11 protein-coding genes are annotated in these 17,781 nt (G+C 42.6%); 4 read left to right on the top strand and 7 right to left on the bottom strand.

What is annotated here, in order from left to right; genetic code table 11:
* Positions 1 to 115: 115 nt before the first annotated feature.
* From ACXJY6_RS15560 to malT, 6 genes are all read right to left on the bottom strand, one after another.
* On the bottom strand, positions 116 to 907 hold the full coding sequence (locus tag ACXJY6_RS15560) for an ABC transporter permease (protein ID WP_458768889.1): 792 nt from the start codon (positions 905 to 907) through the stop codon (positions 116 to 118).
* The gene (locus tag ACXJY6_RS15555) at positions 900 to 1,838 is read right to left on the bottom strand and encodes an ABC transporter permease (protein WP_458768888.1); all 939 of its coding nucleotides are present in this window, start codon (positions 1,836 to 1,838) and stop codon (positions 900 to 902) included. Before ACXJY6_RS15555 ends, ACXJY6_RS15560 begins: the two co-directional genes overlap by 8 nt.
* Positions 1,835 to 2,560, bottom strand: coding sequence for an ABC transporter ATP-binding protein (locus ACXJY6_RS15550; RefSeq protein WP_458768887.1), 726 nt, complete (start codon positions 2,558 to 2,560; stop codon positions 1,835 to 1,837). The genes ACXJY6_RS15555 and ACXJY6_RS15550 overlap by 4 nt, the downstream gene beginning before the upstream one ends.
* Positions 2,554 to 3,231, bottom strand: a complete 678-nt coding sequence (locus ACXJY6_RS15545) for an ATP-binding cassette domain-containing protein (protein ID WP_458768886.1) — start codon at positions 3,229 to 3,231, stop codon at positions 2,554 to 2,556. Before ACXJY6_RS15545 ends, ACXJY6_RS15550 begins: the two co-directional genes overlap by 7 nt.
* Before the next feature lie 2 nt (positions 3,232 to 3,233).
* Positions 3,234 to 4,757, bottom strand: coding sequence for an ABC transporter substrate-binding protein (locus ACXJY6_RS15540; RefSeq protein WP_458768885.1), 1,524 nt, complete (start codon positions 4,755 to 4,757; stop codon positions 3,234 to 3,236).
* Positions 4,758 to 4,875: 118 nt separating this feature from the next.
* Positions 4,876 to 7,572, bottom strand: coding sequence for an HTH-type transcriptional regulator MalT (gene malT, locus ACXJY6_RS15535; protein ID WP_458768884.1), 2,697 nt, complete (start codon positions 7,570 to 7,572; stop codon positions 4,876 to 4,878).
* Between the two features lie 465 nt (positions 7,573 to 8,037).
* On the opposite strand from malT, the gene ACXJY6_RS15530 reads away from it, so the two are divergent.
* The 4 genes from ACXJY6_RS15530 to ACXJY6_RS15515 all read left to right on the top strand — a co-directional run bounded on the left by ACXJY6_RS15530 (position 8,038) and on the right by ACXJY6_RS15515 (position 16,949).
* Positions 8,038 to 10,497, top strand: a complete 2,460-nt coding sequence (locus tag ACXJY6_RS15530) for a glycogen/starch/alpha-glucan phosphorylase (RefSeq protein ID WP_458768883.1) — start codon at positions 8,038 to 8,040, stop codon at positions 10,495 to 10,497.
* A 68-nt stretch (positions 10,498 to 10,565) separates the two neighbouring features.
* Complete coding sequence (gene malQ / locus ACXJY6_RS15525) at positions 10,566 to 12,737, top strand: 4-alpha-glucanotransferase (RefSeq protein ID WP_458768882.1); 2,172 nt, start codon at positions 10,566 to 10,568, stop codon at positions 12,735 to 12,737.
* Between the two features lie 158 nt (positions 12,738 to 12,895).
* Positions 12,896 to 15,085 (top strand): 1,4-alpha-glucan branching protein GlgB, encoded by a 2,190-nt coding sequence (gene glgB, locus ACXJY6_RS15520; RefSeq protein WP_458768881.1) that lies wholly within the window; start codon positions 12,896 to 12,898, stop codon positions 15,083 to 15,085.
* A gap of 142 nt (positions 15,086 to 15,227) precedes the next feature.
* Entirely contained in the window at positions 15,228 to 16,949 is a 1,722-nt protein-coding gene (locus ACXJY6_RS15515; protein WP_458768880.1) for an EAL domain-containing protein, read from the top strand.
* Positions 16,950 to 17,051: 102 nt separating this feature from the next.
* Here the strand turns inward: ACXJY6_RS15515 and ACXJY6_RS15510 are convergent, their stop codons facing one another.
* Positions 17,052 to 17,573, bottom strand: a complete 522-nt coding sequence (locus ACXJY6_RS15510) for an outer membrane beta-barrel protein (RefSeq protein ID WP_456050043.1) — start codon at positions 17,571 to 17,573, stop codon at positions 17,052 to 17,054.
* Positions 17,574 to 17,781: the final 208 nt, after the last annotated feature.

Genomic DNA, 17,781 nt, shown 5'->3' with positions numbered 1-17,781 from the left:
ATTGGCAAACTAGCCGGATTTTACTTCCCAAGATCTTAACGCAGATATACTTGCGATGAGAGATCCAGAGTTGACACGTAGGCGAAATCGAGTGGAGGACAGCAAGGATAATCCACTATTTTTCCTTATATCTAGCGAAACTATCTCGAAGAGTATCCCCCGCTAGGTTGATCACCAGAACACAAAAAACCACAGAGATGCCAGGCCAAACCATTTGCAGCGGCGCAGAACGCATGTGAATTCTTGCGTCGAGTAACATCGTGCCCCATTCTGGCATCGGAGGTTGTACGCCAAACCCCAGAAAACCAAGTGCTGAAATACCTAGAATTGCGCGAGCGAACATCCCTGTCCAAACCACGATTAAAGAGGGTAGTAGGGTTGGAAGATAGTGCCAACGAGCCATGTGAAATAGAGACACATCAGCAAGCTTCGCTTGAATTACATAGCCTCGAGTTTGCAATGATAATCCGATGCCACGTGTAACTCGAGCATAACGCATCCAACTGGTTACACTTAGGGCGAAAATTAAGCTGTTAATGCCACCACCGAGAACTCCTGCGATGACGACTGCCGCGACAAGTTCTGGAAACGCCAAAAATGAATCCGTAATGCGCATCACGGCCCAATCCATTCTTTTTCCGCCAAGTACAGCCAACAAACCAATACCCGTACCGACGAATAAGCCGATCAGGGAGACTATAAACGCAAGCCCTAGAGACCAGCGAGCGCCATGAAGAAGTCGAGAAAGAATATCACGACCGAGTCCATCAGTTCCTAGAATCCATTGTTGTGTCGGAGGGCTTAGGCGTTCAGAAATGTGGATCGCAGTGGGATCATGTGGTGCGCAAAGTGGTCCAACGATGCAAAGTAACAGTAGTGCGCTAATAAGTATTCCGACGCTACGCATTGCGTTTTCCTATACGTGGGTCAATGAGTCGATACAAGAGGTCAATTGCCATGTTGATGACGACAAAAAACACGGCGGTGAGAATGACGACACCTTGTACCTTGGGAAAATCTCTTGCTTCAATCGCTTTTACCAAAAAGCTCCCGAGTCCCGGTCGACCAAAGATAACCTCAACCATCACAGCCCCTTCGAGAAGAAAAGCGAGTTCAAGCCCGAACACGGTTATGACTGGAATGGCAGCATGGGGCATGACATGATCGCGGCCGATAAGCCTATTGGAAAGTCCACGTCGTTTAAAAGCGGGCATAAAAGGTTGATGTTTAGCTTCGAGAATCCCTGAACGTATAATTCTAGTCAGTGCTGCTGCCACCCCTAAACCTAGTGTTATGGACGGAAGAACCATATGACTAAACGTTCGAGCTCCCATCGCTGGAAGCCAATTTAGCTTTACGGTAAAGAGTAGTATGAGAAGCAATCCAAGCCAATAGGGTGGTATAGCTGCGCCCAGAGAGGCGATTGCGATAGAAAGTCGATCTAGCCAACTGCCAGCACGACGAGTCGCTAGTATGGCAAGAGGAATCGCAATGGCCAATCCGATAAGTAATCCCATTAGGGCCAGAGGAAACGTATAACCCATCGCAGATGCGAGATCGGGCCAAACAGGGCGGCCTGTAACAGAGGAATTGCCAAAGTCTCCAACTAATAATGGCGTGATCCAGCTGTAAAACGCAGAGAAAAAACCGGCACTCAATCCCGATTCAGCTCGAATTTGTTCGACCACCTCTAATGGAACAATTGCATCAAAGCGAGCCATAGCGATTGCTAACGCAGGGTCTCCTGGTGCATACCATAATAAGGTGAAAGTAACGAATACAGTACCAGATAGAACAGCAGATGCTCGCAGTAAAAGTGCTAAAATAGGCGTTATCACTGCGCAGGCTCCAAAGCACCTAAAGCAAATGCCGCTGTTCGTAACTCGTGTCCATAGCGAGACTGAGGTGCTTGAATAAAGTGTGACGTTGGGGTTATTTCTTCAATTCTCCCTTTATGCAACACAGCAATGTTATCACTATAAGCCGCTGCGTATCCTAGATCATGAGTGACGATAAGCGCTGTAAATCCCAATTCGTGTTGTAGGTTGGCGATTAATTTAGCGGTGTGTTTTTGGGTTGTGGCATCGAGTGCAGACAACGGTTCATCAAACAAGATAAGTGGGGATTCAGCCATTAAAGCACGCAGTATTCCAGCTCTTTGTACTTGCCCAATGGAAACGCTAGTGGGTTTTCGGTTAAGCAGTTCTATTGGCATTCCTAAATACGTACATAATGTTTCAAGTCGGCCATGGTCGATGTCTTTATCTCGTGCATGGAGCGGTTCTAAAATCGATTTAAGTAAGGGTAAGGCAGGGTTAAAAGCGGCTCTGGGCTCCTGCATGACTAATGAAGGACGACAACATTTTATAGAATTGGCTGACCATGTAATTGTCCCTGAGTCTAAAGGAACAATATTTAAAATGACATTGATAAGTGTGGATTTACCTGCACCACTTTCACCGACAACCGCTAATGTTTCTCCGGCGGAAACACTTAGAGATAGGGTATCTAGCACGGTCGTTTTACCGTAGGTTACCGAGACATTACGTAGTTCTAGCATGATAAATTTACCCAACTTCGATGCTGACACAACGATATTGCAGCGGGTGTCTTTGGATCATTTAGCAGTTTATGTGTTGGACGATCCTCGACTATTTTACCTTGGTCCATTACTAGCAAGCGATTGACCCACTTCGAAGCGAGTCCAAGATCGTGCGTAATAAGTAACATTGCGGTCGTCCGTGTCGATAGATAGCTTTCTAGTAGCTTCATGGTTCGGGCTGCGACGATAGGATCCAGAGCTGATGTTGGTTCATCCATCACCAAAAGGTCTGGTGAGCCAATTAACGCCATCGCGATGACAAACCGTTGTTGCATACCTCGGCTCCAGCCCCAAGGACGCTGACGGAGGTCTCCATGTTCGATATTCAACGCGAGAAACAACGTTTTTTGTCGTTTAGGATCATGAGTTAAGTTCAGCGCTTTTTCAGCTTCTCGCCAGTGAAATTTCATACTGCGAAAAGGGTCTAACGCTTCATCTGGACTTTGAGGGACATGAGTAATATGAACGCCATTTTCTCGAAGTTTATCAACTAAGATGTGACCCAGTGTCGACTTACCCGATCCGGATGAGCCGACCAGTCCTATCAGCTCTCCACCCTGTATATCAAGAGAGGTAGGGTGAAGAATAGTCTGACCTGAACGCACGGCGCTAAGGTCGGAGACAGACATTATCATTTTTCGAATGTAGTTTTGTGGGTGATCCAATATGTTTCGGTTGGATGAACTTGATAGCCTGTTAATCCTGCCTTCGCAACATTGGTTTGGGTCACATGGAACATAGGAATCAGAGCTCCATCTTCAGCGATTAGGTGCTGAACATTGTCATAAATAGCTTTACGAGCGTCATAATCAAAAGTGGTACGGCCTTGATCCAGTAACTTATCGACCTCAGGGTTAGAGTAGTTACCTGTATTTGAACTGCCATCTGACTTGATAAGTGCCTCTAATACCGCCCCAGGATCACCTTGTGGAGTGGTTATCCAAGCTTGCAAGAACAGGTCTGCTTCTCCCGCTTTAATTTGATCATTACTGGCTCCGTATTCGCCAACACGAATTGTCGCTTTAATGCCAAGGGCTTGCAGGAAGGCTTGTGTTAATTCTGCCGTTGGTGGTAACGCGGCTCGAGAAGAGTAGGTCACAATATCTATCTCTAGCGGTTCGCCATTTAGTGTCCAAGATCCTGCTTTTTTGGTTGCTCCGGCTTCCGATAACAAAGCTTCCGCTTGAGATGGGTCATACTGTGCTGGAATGTTTGCCGCCCAACCTTTATTGGCTGGGTAAATGGTTCCTGCGGGCACGCCTCCTACACCAGAAAGAGCCGCATCAACAATACCTTGGCGGTCAATAGCAAGAGAAACGGCACGACGAATCAAAGGATTCGACATCGGTCCACTGGCTGCATTTACGGTGTAAAAGTAGAGTCGAGATGTTGGTGCAGAAAAGCCAAGTGCACCCGTACTTTGAATGCGAGAGAAATCGGATTCTGGATAGTTAATCACCATATCGACCTCGCCAGCTTCAAATGCTAACGCGGCAGAAGCGGGATCAGGCGATACGACAACTTCGACTTCTTCAAAACCTGGCGATCCCAGTCGATAGTTAGGGTTAGATTCCGCTCGGTAAAGTTGCTGTGGGATCGCTTCTTTAAATACGTAGGGTCCAGTCGCATTGATCGGGTAGTTGTCTGATGCCTCGCCAAGTACCGCAATTTCGGGTGCAGAAAGTGTCCAAGGAAATGCGGCATTGGGACTGTTGGTTTCAAAGATAATGGAGTCATTACCCTCAGAAGCGATACTTGCAAGATCGAGAAGTTTAACAACTCGAGCATTATACCCTGGGTGGTTTTGATCAGAAATTGCTGAAATGGCTTTTACTACGGCTTTTGCTGTCACTTTAGAACCGTCATGAAACTGGATTCCGTCACGAAGCATAACTTTCCATACGGTTGGGCTTACTTGCTCAATACTTTTTGCAACACGAGGATAAAGACTCATGTCGTAGTCAATGCCCATGAGGGTTTCAGTAACACCTGTTTGATTCGACATCCAACCATTATAACCCGCGCGAGGATCGGGAACTTCTGCCTTCGGACCAAATGTAACTGAGATGGATAGGCTATTATCATTTGCCAGTGCTGGCATGGCAGATGTAGCCGTTAAACAAGCTGAAAACACTACCCGTGTAAACAAAGACATAGCGTAACTTCCTTATTTTAAAGAATTAAATGAGAGTTCAATAAACCGTGAGTATGATTTTGTTATGATATAACATAACAATGTGGAGATCGAATTTTTGTTGCAAGGTTTCAGCGTGTTACGATTTTTCCAGTAGCGAAATTAATTGTTCAGCAAAGGCTTTTGCGGCTTTACGGTTCGGTATATTAAGCTTCTGATAGAGGTTACGGATATGAGTTTTGAGGGTGGTGGGCGCTATATCGAATTGGTAAGCAATTTTCTCATTACTTAAACCTGAATAGATTAAGGTAAGGACTTGCCATTCTCGTGTTGTTAATGGGCTCGTTTTTAATATGTCTGGTAAGGTAGCGTTTTTCAGCTGTAAGCGTTCAATGACATCTTGGTTTAGAGCGTACTTATGCTTAGTATGAGGCGCTAACTGGTCAATCAATAGGTCGATTCGGTGTTTTAATAATATCTTGTCACTTTGAAATGGTTTCAACTCTTTTAACACGGGAAACAAGCTATCTGAGTATAGTGAAAACTCGCCAATGTTATTGGTCTCCAGACTCCACTCCAACGCCGTAATAAGATGTTCTATTGCTTCTTCTTTTCGGTGTTGTTTTAACGCGACCACACAATGTAATACTTGGTTTTTAAATTGATCGTAGGTAAGTGAATATTCACTCGCTTCAGTTTGTAGCTTCTCGATTTGGGTTTTAGCTTGTGCGTAGTCTTCCAACCCTACTAGCGCGAGGACTTGATTGCGTCCCTGCTGTTGAGTGAAACCATTGCAGAATTTATTGGGTAATTGGAAATGACTTAACCATTGTTCTAAAGCAGAAACATTACGGTCATTTAACCATAAAAGAATGAGACTAAGACTAAGTTCGGCTTGCCACTCTATATTTGCATCGGGAGCGTAAAGATCCATAGAGTATTGGGTTATGATGTCGTTTGCTTTTTTACTGTTCCCCTTTCGCAATGCAATTCGAGCAAGAATAGCCGGTAAATGTGAGTACTCACTTAGTTGAGACTCCATCGTGATTTTTTCATTGATCAATTGCTCAGCTTCATCGACTCTGTTCCAATCACATAAGAGCTTGGCACGTAACCTAATGATAATGTTAAACAAGGGGATGTGCTCTAATGAGTGTAGTTTGGCATAGTCTAAAGCAGTTGATTGTAATTCAAATGCGGTTTGGTTATGACTCATAGCAGAGTGGATTTCAATTTGCTGTATCAATGCCCACAGTACATGAGGATTGAGTTGATGTTGGCGAGCGTATTTTTCTGTTTGCTGCATCAGTGATAATGCTTGGCTTAAATGCCCTTCAGCATAATAAACCTCGCCAAGTACGGATGTTGCAACTAGCCTTGCTTGATAGGAAGCATGATCAAGGTTTAGTAATGCAAACTCAGCTCTTTCCTTAGCTTGTAGTGGTTGGTTTTTCTTGATAGCGGTTTGAGCGAGCAGTGCGTTAAATTCCCCCTGGATATTACTTGTCAGGCTTATGTTGTTGTCTGAAAGGTATGCGAAAAATCGTGTAATTTCTATTTCGACGTCATTAAAGCGAAATTGAGTTTGTAAGATCCATGCGTTGAGCAAAGCGGTATTTGGGTCATTGTTGAGTCCTGCTCGGTTGAGGATGTCTAGGGATTTTTCCAATACTTCTAGCTCGCCATGATGAAAAAGTGTCCACCCAAAACGCTGAATAAGGTTACTAACACGTTCGCTATTATCGGCCAAAACAGCAAAATCTAGCGCTCTTGTTGGATTCTCTTGTAGTTCCCAAGCAAATGAGACGGTCAAATATGATTGATTTTCCTCTGTTCCATACGAAATTTGTCGATGATGACAAAGATACTTGAAAAACAGAGGGTGATAACGATACCAACCATGGTCAAGTGAGGTGATGAATAACTCATTACGTGCGATATAAGCCATGATTTCAGTTGAATTCAGATCAGGTACTATGGCTTGGGCTAATTCTTGATTAAATACGTCGACGATGCTGGTCTTAAGTAGGAACTGTTTTATATCCGTTCGTAAGGGTTCATAAACCTCTTCAGTAAAATAATCCCAGATATAAGTGAACGGAAAAGGGGAGTGGGGAATAAAAAATCGTAAAAAAGACTCCAATTGATATTGGGATTGCATCGCTAATAACTGCAGAGCGCATGGCCAACCTGCGCTGTAATGTTCAAGAGCCGTTAGCTGTTCTTGAGTAAGCTCAGCATCAAAGTGGTATTGCACAAAAGCTTGAACTTCTTGTTTGCTAAAACAAAGGTGCTCGCGAGTTAATTCAAGAAGGTTCTGTCTCGCACGTAAGTTTGCAATACCAACATTTGGTATAGTTCTCGATAGCACGACAATCGTAAATGCTTTTGGTTGATTATTCAGTAAGAACTTAAGAGCATTATTTATTTCTGGATGATCAATGTGTTGATAGTTGTCGATCACGAGGTAGGCATTGAGATTATGTGAGCTTATTTTTTCATCTAGCTGTTCAATTAGAGTGCTCATATATCGGATAGGAGAAGCAAGATCTGATGATGTCGCTGATATAGATTCATCTTTTAGTGCTTGATTAATCGCATTACTTAAATGAAGCGTAAATCGGGTAGGATCATTATCAAGTTGGTCTAAGCTTAGCCATCCAATATAGTTTTTATCGTTTAACCATTGTGCGATGAGAGATGATTTGCCATAGCCAGCCGGAGCTTGTAAAAAGATCACCTTCTGTTTGCTCGATGCTAGCTTTTCCAATAATGATGATCGGAGGATATGGCTATCTGTGATGTGCGGTGTTTGGTATTGATTACTGATCCACATTTGTCCTCTTATAATCGCCTTTCCAAATCATAGTTTTGATTATCTCTTCTCGGCTCTTTTTGGTAGAAAATATGTGAAAATTAGTCTACGCCTAAATAGTGTGACACAAATCACTAAAATAATTAATGCTGCATCGATGATTATGGCAAATTCTAATCCAAGCAATACAAATTAATCTAATTTATCGTGATGTTGATCGTGTTATTTAGATCTAATTGTAAAATCTTGCACCATAGTAAACGTTCATATATGCCAGATCTCGCCTCTCTCGTGATCTTAGCCGAGGATAAAACTTAGTCAGTTCTTATATTTGGTGATTTGTATCACATTAAATTCATTATATTAACTACTACGCCTTAATGTCTACGCCTTGAGGTAAAGGTGAGAGGAGGATGTCTCGCACTACGTTCAAATGCAGGATATTCAATATAGCCGGAAATTAACCTAACTATGCGAGGGTTCTTTATGAAACCTGTACTACAACAATCGTTTGATAAGAAAAATTTTCAAGACAATGTTAAGCGCCACTTAACGTCTACCTATGCGACGACTATTGAACATGCGACGCCACGCGCTTGGTATCTCTCTATGTCTCGCGCATTGGCGGAATTGACAACTTTTGATTTGTTGGAAACGGAACAAGACCCAAAAATTGTTAATGCAAAAAGTGTCAATTACCTTTCTCTAGAGTTTCTAATTGGTCGTCTTACTGGCAATAATTTGCTTAATATGGGCGTATATCAAGCCGTGAGTGAAGCCATGGCCGAATTTGGCCAAGATCTGTCAGACTTACTTGAAGAAGAACGAGATCCTTCTTTAGGAAATGGTGGTTTAGGCCGACTAGCGGCCTGTTTCATGGATTCCTTGGCTGCTCAGGAATACCCAGCTGTTGGTTATGGTTTACATTACGAATACGGTTTGTTCAAACAATCATTTGAAAATGGCCACCAACGCGAGGCACCAGATGCATGGTGTGGTATTGAAGGCTATCCATGGGAAGTCGCTCGTCCTGAATTAGCACAAGAAATTGGATTTTACGGACATGTAGAGAGTTTCACAGAAAATGGAGTGGAAAAGCGAGTCTGGGTTCCAGGAATGACAGTGAAGGCGATGCCATGGGATATTCCAGTGGTGGGTTATCAAAGTGAAACCGTGTATCCATTACGCCTATGGGAGTGCCGTGCTACTGCGCCTTTCTCACTTGAAAGTTTCAATAACGGGAACTATTTCGAAGCTCAGCATGCCTTGATTGATGCGGGTAATATTACCAAGGTGTTATACCCGAATGATAACCATGAAAAGGGCAAAACACTTCGTTTGATGCAACAGTACTTCCATAGCGCTGCATCGATACGAGACATTTTACGCCGTCACGAAGCCGCAGGCTTTGAATTGGAAGATCTTCCGAAGCATGAAACGATCCAATTAAACGATACGCACCCAACGATTGCTATTCCTGAATTGATGAGAATTTTCATCGATGAAAGAGGCATGACATGGGCTGAGGCATGGGCGATTTGTAGTAAAACGTTCGCTTACACAAACCACACGTTACTTCCTGAAGCATTAGAAACATGGGATGAGTCCTTGATCATGCGTCTGTTGCCACGTCATATGGAGATCATTTATCAAATCAACCATGATTTCTTGATTGAGGTTCGTGAGAAGTGGCCAGGTGATGTAGCGAAACAACAAAAACTTTCGATTATTCAAGAAGGTTTTCACCGTATGGTTCGAATGGCAAACCTTTGTGTTGTAGGCTCTTACGCAGTAAATGGCGTAGCCGCTCTTCACTCTGAATTGGTTAAGAGCGATCTGTTCCCTGAATTTCATGAACTTTATCCAACACGTTTACATAACGTCACCAATGGCATTACACCACGTCGTTGGCTTCAATTTTGTAACCCTGCGTTATCAACATTGATCAGTGATAAGATTGGTCATGATTGGCCAAAACACTTGGACCAACTTGAAGGTATTTCTGAGTTTGCAGAAGACTCGAATTTCCAAAAGCAATTCATGTCTGTGAAAAAGGAAAATAAGCAGCGCCTTGTTGATTGGGTATCAAGCAATATGGGAATTGAATTGAATGTCGATGCGATCTTTGATGTGCAAATTAAGCGTTTGCATGAGTACAAGCGTCAACATCTCAATATGCTGTATATTCTGTCCTTGTATCATCGTTTGATTAGCGATACTGAACCGCATTTCGATATGGTTCCTCGGGTATTTATTTTTGCCGCAAAAGCTGCCCCGGGCTATTATCTTGCGAAAGAAATAATTTATGCAATCAATAAGATAGCAGAGAAAATCAATAACGACCCTCGCGTAAATGATAAGCTGCAAGTCGTCTTTTTACCGGATTATCGTGTAAGTATTGCGGAAATTGTTATCCCTGCTGCGGATGTATCAGAGCAAATTTCGACGGCTGGGAAAGAAGCATCTGGGACCGGTAATATGAAGATGGCACTGAACGGAGCCTTGACCATCGGTACTATGGATGGGGCGAATGTTGAAATCCGAGAAGAAGTGGGTGATGACAATATCTTTATCTTTGGTTTAGAAGTCGATGATATTGAGAAGTTGCGCCACAGTGGGTATAACCCATTTGATTATTACAACGCTGATGCGCTTCTTAAAGCATCACTTGATCTGTTACTCGGTGATGAATTCACTCCAGGAGAGCCGGGTAAGCTCAAAGCAACTTACGATAGTTTACTCAATGGCGGCGATCCGTATTTGGTATTAGCAGACTTTGCGTCTTATGTTGAAGCACACACCAAAATTGATGAAGCCTATCGTGATCAAGCGGGATGGGCAAAAATGGCCATTCTCAATACAGCCTTAGTCGGCAAGTTTAGTTCCGATAGAAGTATTCGTGATTACGTAAACAATATTTGGAAGCTTAAACCTGTTAATCGTTGATTTTTTGGGTTAATTGAGGCGGTCGAATCGTATTCACCGCCTATTTTATTTGTGTCTAGGAGAGATCGATGGAACTTCAACAACAGACATTGCTTAAGGTGGCCGATTTAGTAGGCATTGCGCCCAGATTTACGAGCATGATGGGCGATGAAAGCGAAGTAAGCCAAGAAACGATAACGTATATACTTTCTGAGCTCGGTTACGATACTAGTAGTGATGGTGCTTTGCTGTTGTCTGCGGAAAAAAAACATAAAGTTGATATTCTCGACCCACTGCAAGTTGTCTATCAATATGAACCTGTTGAAATAGAGCTTAACCTAGGCGTAAGTGCGCGGGAAAGTGAGTTTGAATGGCAACTAGTGACGGAGTGTGGCCAACATTTTTCGGGTTATCTTCAGTCGCAAGTTGTTCGAGATGATCGTGCTGAAAACGGCCCTTTGGTCTTTTCAATCCCAGTTGAATTACCATTGGGATATCATGAACTTTCAGTATTGAGAAAGCGTCGTAAGACACCGTACACAGCCACTTTAGTTATTGCTCCTAGGCAATGTTATCAACAGCCGTTATTGCAACAAGGTAAAAAGATTTGGGGGCCGAGTGTTCAGCTCTACACATTAAAAACAGACCATAACTGGGGCATGGGAGATTTTGGTGATCTTAAGCACCTTGTCGTTGAGATGGCCGATCGTGGCGCTGATTTCATTGGCCTGAACCCAATTCATGCTTTGTTTCCGGCGAACCCTGAAGGTGCAAGTCCATATAGCCCTTCATCTCGGCGTTGGCTAAATGTATTTTATCTTGATGTCAGTTCCATCCCAGAATTTGTGTTTTGTAATGACGCTCAACAAATTGTTGGAAGTGCTGAATTTCAAAAAAAACTTGAAGAAGCACGTTCAGCACATTGGGTGAATTACTCACTCGTTGCTCAGTTAAAAATGCAAATCCTGCCACTCTTGTTTGCTGAATTTAAGCATCGTCATTTAGAGACTCAGAGTCAGCGGGGGCAAGCATTTCTAAGCTTTGTCGAGCAAGGGGGAGAGGATCTACTCGCTCAAGCAACATTTGATGCATTGCATACTAAATTACATCAACAAGACGACCAAATATGGGGTTGGCAGGTTTTCCCTGAGCAATTTCGTCAGTTTCGATCTGCTGGTGTCAGTCAGTTTATGAGCGATGAAAAAGATCAAGTAGACTTCCATCTGTATCTCCAGTGGCTATCGGATACTCAGCTGAGCGAAGTACAATCCTTAGCCAAAGAAAAAGGTATGGACCTCGGTCTGTATCGTGATTTGGCCGTTGGTGTTGCAGACTCAGGGGCAGAAGTGTGGGCCGATCAAGGTAATTTGCTTACTGGCTTAAGTATTGGAGCACCACCAGATCAACTGGGTCCACTAGGTCAAAACTGGGGATTACCGCCTTTAAATCCGCAAGCGATGCGCTCAAAAGCCTATAAACCGTTTATTGAATTGCTACGTGCCAATATGAAAAACTGTGGCGCATTACGAATCGATCATGTTATGGGATTACTTCGACTTTGGTGGATACCAAAAGGAAAATCACCGCAAGATGGTGCTTACATTTACTTTCCGGTGAAAGAGCTCATCGCTATTCTCACATTAGAATCACAGCGCAATCAATGCAGTGTCATCGGTGAAGATTTGGGAACCGTACCGCCAGAGATTGTATCTCTACTCGCCGATGCAGGAATCTACTCATACAAAGTATTTTTCTTTGAAACAGCAGAAGATGGAGGATACATCTCTCCAAACCATTATCCACCTCAGGCGATGTCGACCCTGTGTACTCATGATATGCCGACATTGCGAGGATTTTGGCATTGCGATGACCTGAAAATGGGAGCCGATATCGGACTTTATCCTGATGAACATAAACTTAAAAGACTATTTGATGAGAGACTGGCAAGTAAGCAAGCAATTCTAGAATCTGTGGATTGGCATGGTTACTTACCACAATGCGTTGGACGAGATGCGAGCTTAGTACCGATGGATTCCACCTTAAGTGAAGGGTTACACCTGCATTTGGCCGCAGGAGCATCCGCGTTGATGAGTTTACAACTTGAAGACCTTTTAGAGATGGATAAACCCGTTAACATTCCAGGTACGGTCGATGAATACCCTAACTGGCGACGCAAGCTCAATACTACCTTGGAAGATCTATTTACACGTGATGAAGTGAATCATCTTATGACTAGAATCACTATGGTTAGAAATCAATAGGGTGCCATTGGTGCGACTAACGGCACATAAATGGATACAAAACTATTGGCTGAGTCACTCTATCTAGCACCATTGTTAGATAAACTAATGTTAAATCCCCGTTTACAACAGAGCGGGAATATTGATAACAAACATGCACGTTTGGTTAGGAGTCTATATTGGCTAACACAACGAAATTATCAGAATTAAAGCAAGCTTATCAAGAGCTCGAATATGTGTCTCACGCTGAACCGTTTGGTTTTCTGGGACCTTATATTTCTCCTATTGAAGGTATTTTGCGTACGTGGCAGCCGGGAGCAACCAGCGTTGAGGTATTACTCGATGATGACTCCCGTTATTTAATGGATAAGGAAATCGACGGGGGATTCATTTTACAAGCGGATTTTGACCTTCGTTTTACGCATTATCGATTAGCGGTAAATTGGGGGGGAATTGAACAAATCATCGATGACCCATATCAATACCATTCAATTTACGCTTCGTACGAAGATCTTCATACGCCAAAGAACATGTACCAGCATTTGGGCTCGCAATTTGTCACGTTAGAGCGTGGTGGTCAGTCAATTTCTGGCGTGCGCTTTTTAGTGTATGCGCCTCATGCATCTGCGATTAGCTTAATTGGTGAATTTAATAATTGGGATGGCCGCCGAAATCCATTACAGCGTCTAGATTACGGTATTTGGGGACTTTTTATTCCTGATCTACCGGAAAGCACCCAATATAAATTTGAAATAAAAGGGCCAAATGGAGAACCTCTGCCGCACAAAGCCGATCCTTGGGGTGTCCATTCTGAACAATTTCCTTCGTTAGCCTCTTTAACTTATGATCATAATCGTTATCAGTGGACAGATAAGGAATGGCAACACCGAGCGGTTACTGAGAAGCGCAAGCAAGCTCTTTCTTTTTATGAGCTTCATGTAGGTTCATGGAAACGTGGTGAAAACAATGAGTTCTTAACGTATCGTGAACTTGCAGATGAGTTAGTCCCATATTTGGTTGATATGGGGTACACCCATGTTGAATTGATGCCAATTTCTGAACACCCATTTTATGGTTCTTGGGGGTATCAGCCGATTGGATTATTTGCGGCGAGCAGTCGTTATGGTACGCCCGATGACTTTAAATACTTTGTCGATCTATGTCATCAACATCAAATTGGTGTGGTACTTGATTGGGTACCAGCGCATTTCCCTGCGGATGGCCATGGCTTAAATAATTTTGACGGTACCCCTCTGTTCCACGATCCTGATCCTCGCCGCGGTTGGCATCAGGATTGGAATTCTTATATCTATGACATGGGCAAAGAGCATGTTCGTCGCTTCTTGGTATCCAATGCTTTGTATTGGTTTGAGATGTTCCACATTGATGGATTAAGAGTGGATGCTGTTGCTTCGATGCTTTACCTCGACTACTCGCGCAGTCACGATCAATGGATCCCGAATGTGGATGGTGGACGAGAAAACTACGACGCCATCGCAACCTTAAAATGGATGAATGAAGAAGTGTATCGTCACTTCCCTAATGCGATGACCATTGCTGAAGAATCGACGGCATACCCTGGTGTGTCAGCACCCACTTTTATGGGGGGCTTAGGTTTTGGCTTCAAATGGAATATGGGTTGGATGCACGATAGTTTAGAGTATATCCAACATGACCCAATACATCGCCAATACCATCATAATGTTATCACCTTCCCTTTGATTTATGCCCACAGTGAGAATTACGTATTGTCGTTGTCACACGATGAAGTGGTATATGGTAAGCGTTCTCTGCATTTAAAAATGCCGGGTGACGAGTGGCAGCAAACCGCAAACTTACGCGCTTATTTAGGTTATATGTATGCGCAGCCGGGTAAAAAGCTCAACTTTATGGGGGCGGAGTTCGGTCAAACTGCTGAATGGAATCATGATGACCAACTTCAGTGGTTCTTGTTGGACTATGAACGTCATCAAGGAGTCCATAGACTAACTCGCGATCTCAATCATTTATACTGCAGTGAAAAAGCGTTATATGAGTGTGATAATGAACCTAAGGGGTTTGAATGGCGACTATCCGATGCAGCTGAAATCAGCATATTAGCTCATGAGCGGATGAGTGAAGATGGTGAGAGAATACTCGTAATTACCAATTTCACACCAGTTCCACATGACGATTTTAGGCTTGGTGTTGTGAGTAAAAATAGTTATTCGTTGCTGCTGAATACGGATAATGAGAAATATGCCGGGAGTGGCTTTGAGGTGAACGGAACGCTAAAACCTGACTCGATCGAAAGTGAAGGGTTACCTCAATCGGTTATGATTAAGCTACCACCACTGTCGACCTTATATTACAAACTTCAAAGTAATTAAATTAAAGGATATTAAAATCTTCAGTATGCTCAATTTACACTGTGAATTGAGCATACTTGATCTATGGTTAAATATAAGTGTGAATATCTTTAACCATGGCATAGTTATGGGTGCCAACAATAGAAAGTAATTAGGATGCCGTATGAAAGAAGCGATATCATTGGTCACTAATTTAGATTTTGTTTCTGAGGCTCAGAAAATTAGTGATGCTCTGCATTACAACCATATCGATATTGTTCTTGCGTTTAACAATGAATCGGCATTAGAAGAGCAGATAGAAGAATTTGCGAGTCTAGGAGAGCTACAAACCGTCCGGTTGGTAGGAGAGGTGAAAGATGCTTTGTATGCGGTATACCTCTGTGTCCCTAGAGGCAGTAACCACTACGCAAGTACCATTCAGCAAACGATTAAACAGTTTTTCAAATCTGTTAAAGTGAGTAAGAAGTCGGCTTATAAGTTTTTAACTTCAAGCAAGATTGGTATATCGGTATTAGGTGGTGATTGCGTTAATTTTCAGACAGCTGTAATTCATGCCTTTCAAGCAACAATGGCCCAGGAAAACAAACAAAACAAACGAGTTACGTTTTTTGATACTAAGCTTCAATCAGAAATAAAGCGTCAAGTTTTACTGGAGGATGTGGTTCGAGTTGCGGTAGATAATGATGATGTAAATATTGTATACCAACCGATTATAAGTACACGTTCATGGGCCATTGAAGGCTACGAAATTCTGAGTCGCTTTCCAGCAGATCCTGTACTTAAAACAAATACTCGAGAATTGATATCCATATGTGAAGATCAAAATTTGATCTCGGAGTTAGACTTGTTGACCTATCACAAGGCTCTGTTAGAACTCAAGCCATATATTAATAGTACTCACGCTTTTCTCAATATCAACCTTTCGACGAATACTCGCGAAAGCTTTTCGGACCTTATTGATTGTGTTGATTTTCTAACACGACAAAACAAGCTTAGTTATTCTCGGTTGGTGGTGGATGTGAATTCGACACGTGACCAATTCAAAGTGAAATTTGCCAATGATTTGAGTAACCTTAGAAGGTTGGCAGAGAAAGGCTCTGCTATTGCATTGGCGGATTTGTCTTCAGGGTTTGATATAGAGAACCAATTAGCTGAAGGGAGTTATCGTTACCTACGCTTAGATGATCGGTTCAAACTTAAATTTCATGATGATTCAAATTACTATCAAGTGGTGAAGTTGATAGTAAAAGTTTGTCATGGAATGGGTGTGAAAGTTATTGTTGAAGGTGTTGAAAGTGTCGAACAAGCGAGAGTTTTAGTCTTCTTAGGTATCGATTTTCTTCAGGGGCCTTTGTTTACATTGCCTGCAAAAATTGAAGAGTTTGGAAAACTGCCTGAGCGTATTAACCTTACGGTTGAGCAGATTCTTCAGCAAGCCGACGATTCAGACGGTGTTACATCCGATCTTCTCGTGACCAACATCGGTAGTATTGCGACTCAATCGCTACCGAGGATAGACCCGAGTGCAACCATTTCACTCGTATATCAGTATTTCACTACCGAGTCTATTAGTGTATTGCCAGTCGTTGATAACAAAGAATGTGTCGGGATTGTAGAGCGAGCACAACTGAATTTGTTTTTATCTCCGACAATGGGAACAAACTTAGAAACTGAAAAAGAGTCGAGGATGTGGCGTCGACCTATTAATTCGGTTATGGATGTAAAATTCCACTCTGTCGATGAAACGTTAGATATAGAGAGTTTGTTAACATTACTTAAGGAAAAAACCTATCAGTTACCGTTAGTGGTTACAAGAAGAGGGGAGTACACGGGGATTCTGACGGAATGTGATTTGATTGACTACCTTGTTCAGAAAGAACTCTAACGTAACAATGTCATAGCTTCTGAAAAATAAAAACACCATTGAATTGCTGAAATGTATGTAGGTCTTATTAACCTACATACATTATTAGAACTCGTTCTAGATCTAGAAATTGAAGCCGAAACCAAAAAACATCACATCAAAATTGTAGTCTGATAGTTCGCTTCTCAATTCTAAACGCTTATAGTTTACTTCAAGGTAGATTGGTTTGTTTTCTACGATAGAGAATTGCGCTCCACCACCGTATGCGAACCCTGGACGATCATAGTGCTCTGCTCGAAAGCGATCGCCATCTAATGAACCACTCCCATTTGAGTAAAAGTAACCTAGACCAATTAAGGGATATAATCGTAACCAAGGTGCTTCTGGAAATTGATAGATTGGCCCAACCAAGGCATCGTATACAACAGCACTATCGATTGACGTCACATCAAAAGAGCTAACGACTCCCCAATTATTCCCATCGTGAATTTTTGCCGCTGTGAACCCCGCGCCATAGTTAAAATCACCGCCATGTTTGTCAACATTCACTCCTATTACGGATAACCCGGCAGAGAAATAGTCATCTTCTGCTTGAACAGTCGTGCAAGCTGCAAGTAACGAAAGGAGAATAATTTGGGGTTTCATAAGCGAGCCTAAAGTAATGAATATTAGATAATCACATAAATATAGGTGGTTGTTTGGTGCTATTCAAATAATTACTTATACAATATTATGCATTCCTTAAGTTGTCTTAAGTTTGGTGCACAAAGTGGCAAGTAATACTCGAATTATGGGATGACGTGAGAGCGGAGAGTCGAGTGAAATATTGAGGCTCAGTAAAATAACTGGGCCT

The sequence above is a fragment of the Vibrio phycocola genome (assembly GCF_054404255.1).
The sequence above is the reverse complement of the archived record's forward strand: the minus strand, read 5'-3'. Positions and strand labels throughout refer to the sequence as shown.

Bases quoted from the DNA above. Each gene is read 5' to 3' on its own strand.
- ACXJY6_RS15545 (WP_458768886.1), bottom strand. From the start codon at position 3,231: ATGTCTGTCTCCGACCTTAGCGCCGTGCGTTCAGGTCAGACTATTCTT.
- ACXJY6_RS15560 (WP_458768889.1), bottom strand. From the start codon at position 907: ATGCGTAGCGTCGGAATACTTATTAGCGCACTACTGTTACTTTGCATC.
- ACXJY6_RS15530 (WP_458768883.1), top strand. From the start codon at position 8,038: ATGAAACCTGTACTACAACAATCGTTTGATAAGAAAAATTTTCAAGAC.
- ACXJY6_RS15515 (WP_458768880.1), top strand. From the start codon at position 15,228: ATGAAAGAAGCGATATCATTGGTCACTAATTTAGATTTTGTTTCTGAG.
- malT (WP_458768884.1), bottom strand. From the start codon at position 7,572: ATGTGGATCAGTAATCAATACCAAACACCGCACATCACAGATAGCCAT.
- malQ (WP_458768882.1), top strand. From the start codon at position 10,566: ATGGAACTTCAACAACAGACATTGCTTAAGGTGGCCGATTTAGTAGGC.
- ACXJY6_RS15510 (WP_456050043.1), bottom strand. From the start codon at position 17,573: ATGAAACCCCAAATTATTCTCCTTTCGTTACTTGCAGCTTGCACGACT.
- ACXJY6_RS15550 (WP_458768887.1), bottom strand. From the start codon at position 2,560: ATGCTAGAACTACGTAATGTCTCGGTAACCTACGGTAAAACGACCGTG.
- ACXJY6_RS15540 (WP_458768885.1), bottom strand. From the start codon at position 4,757: ATGTCTTTGTTTACACGGGTAGTGTTTTCAGCTTGTTTAACGGCTACA.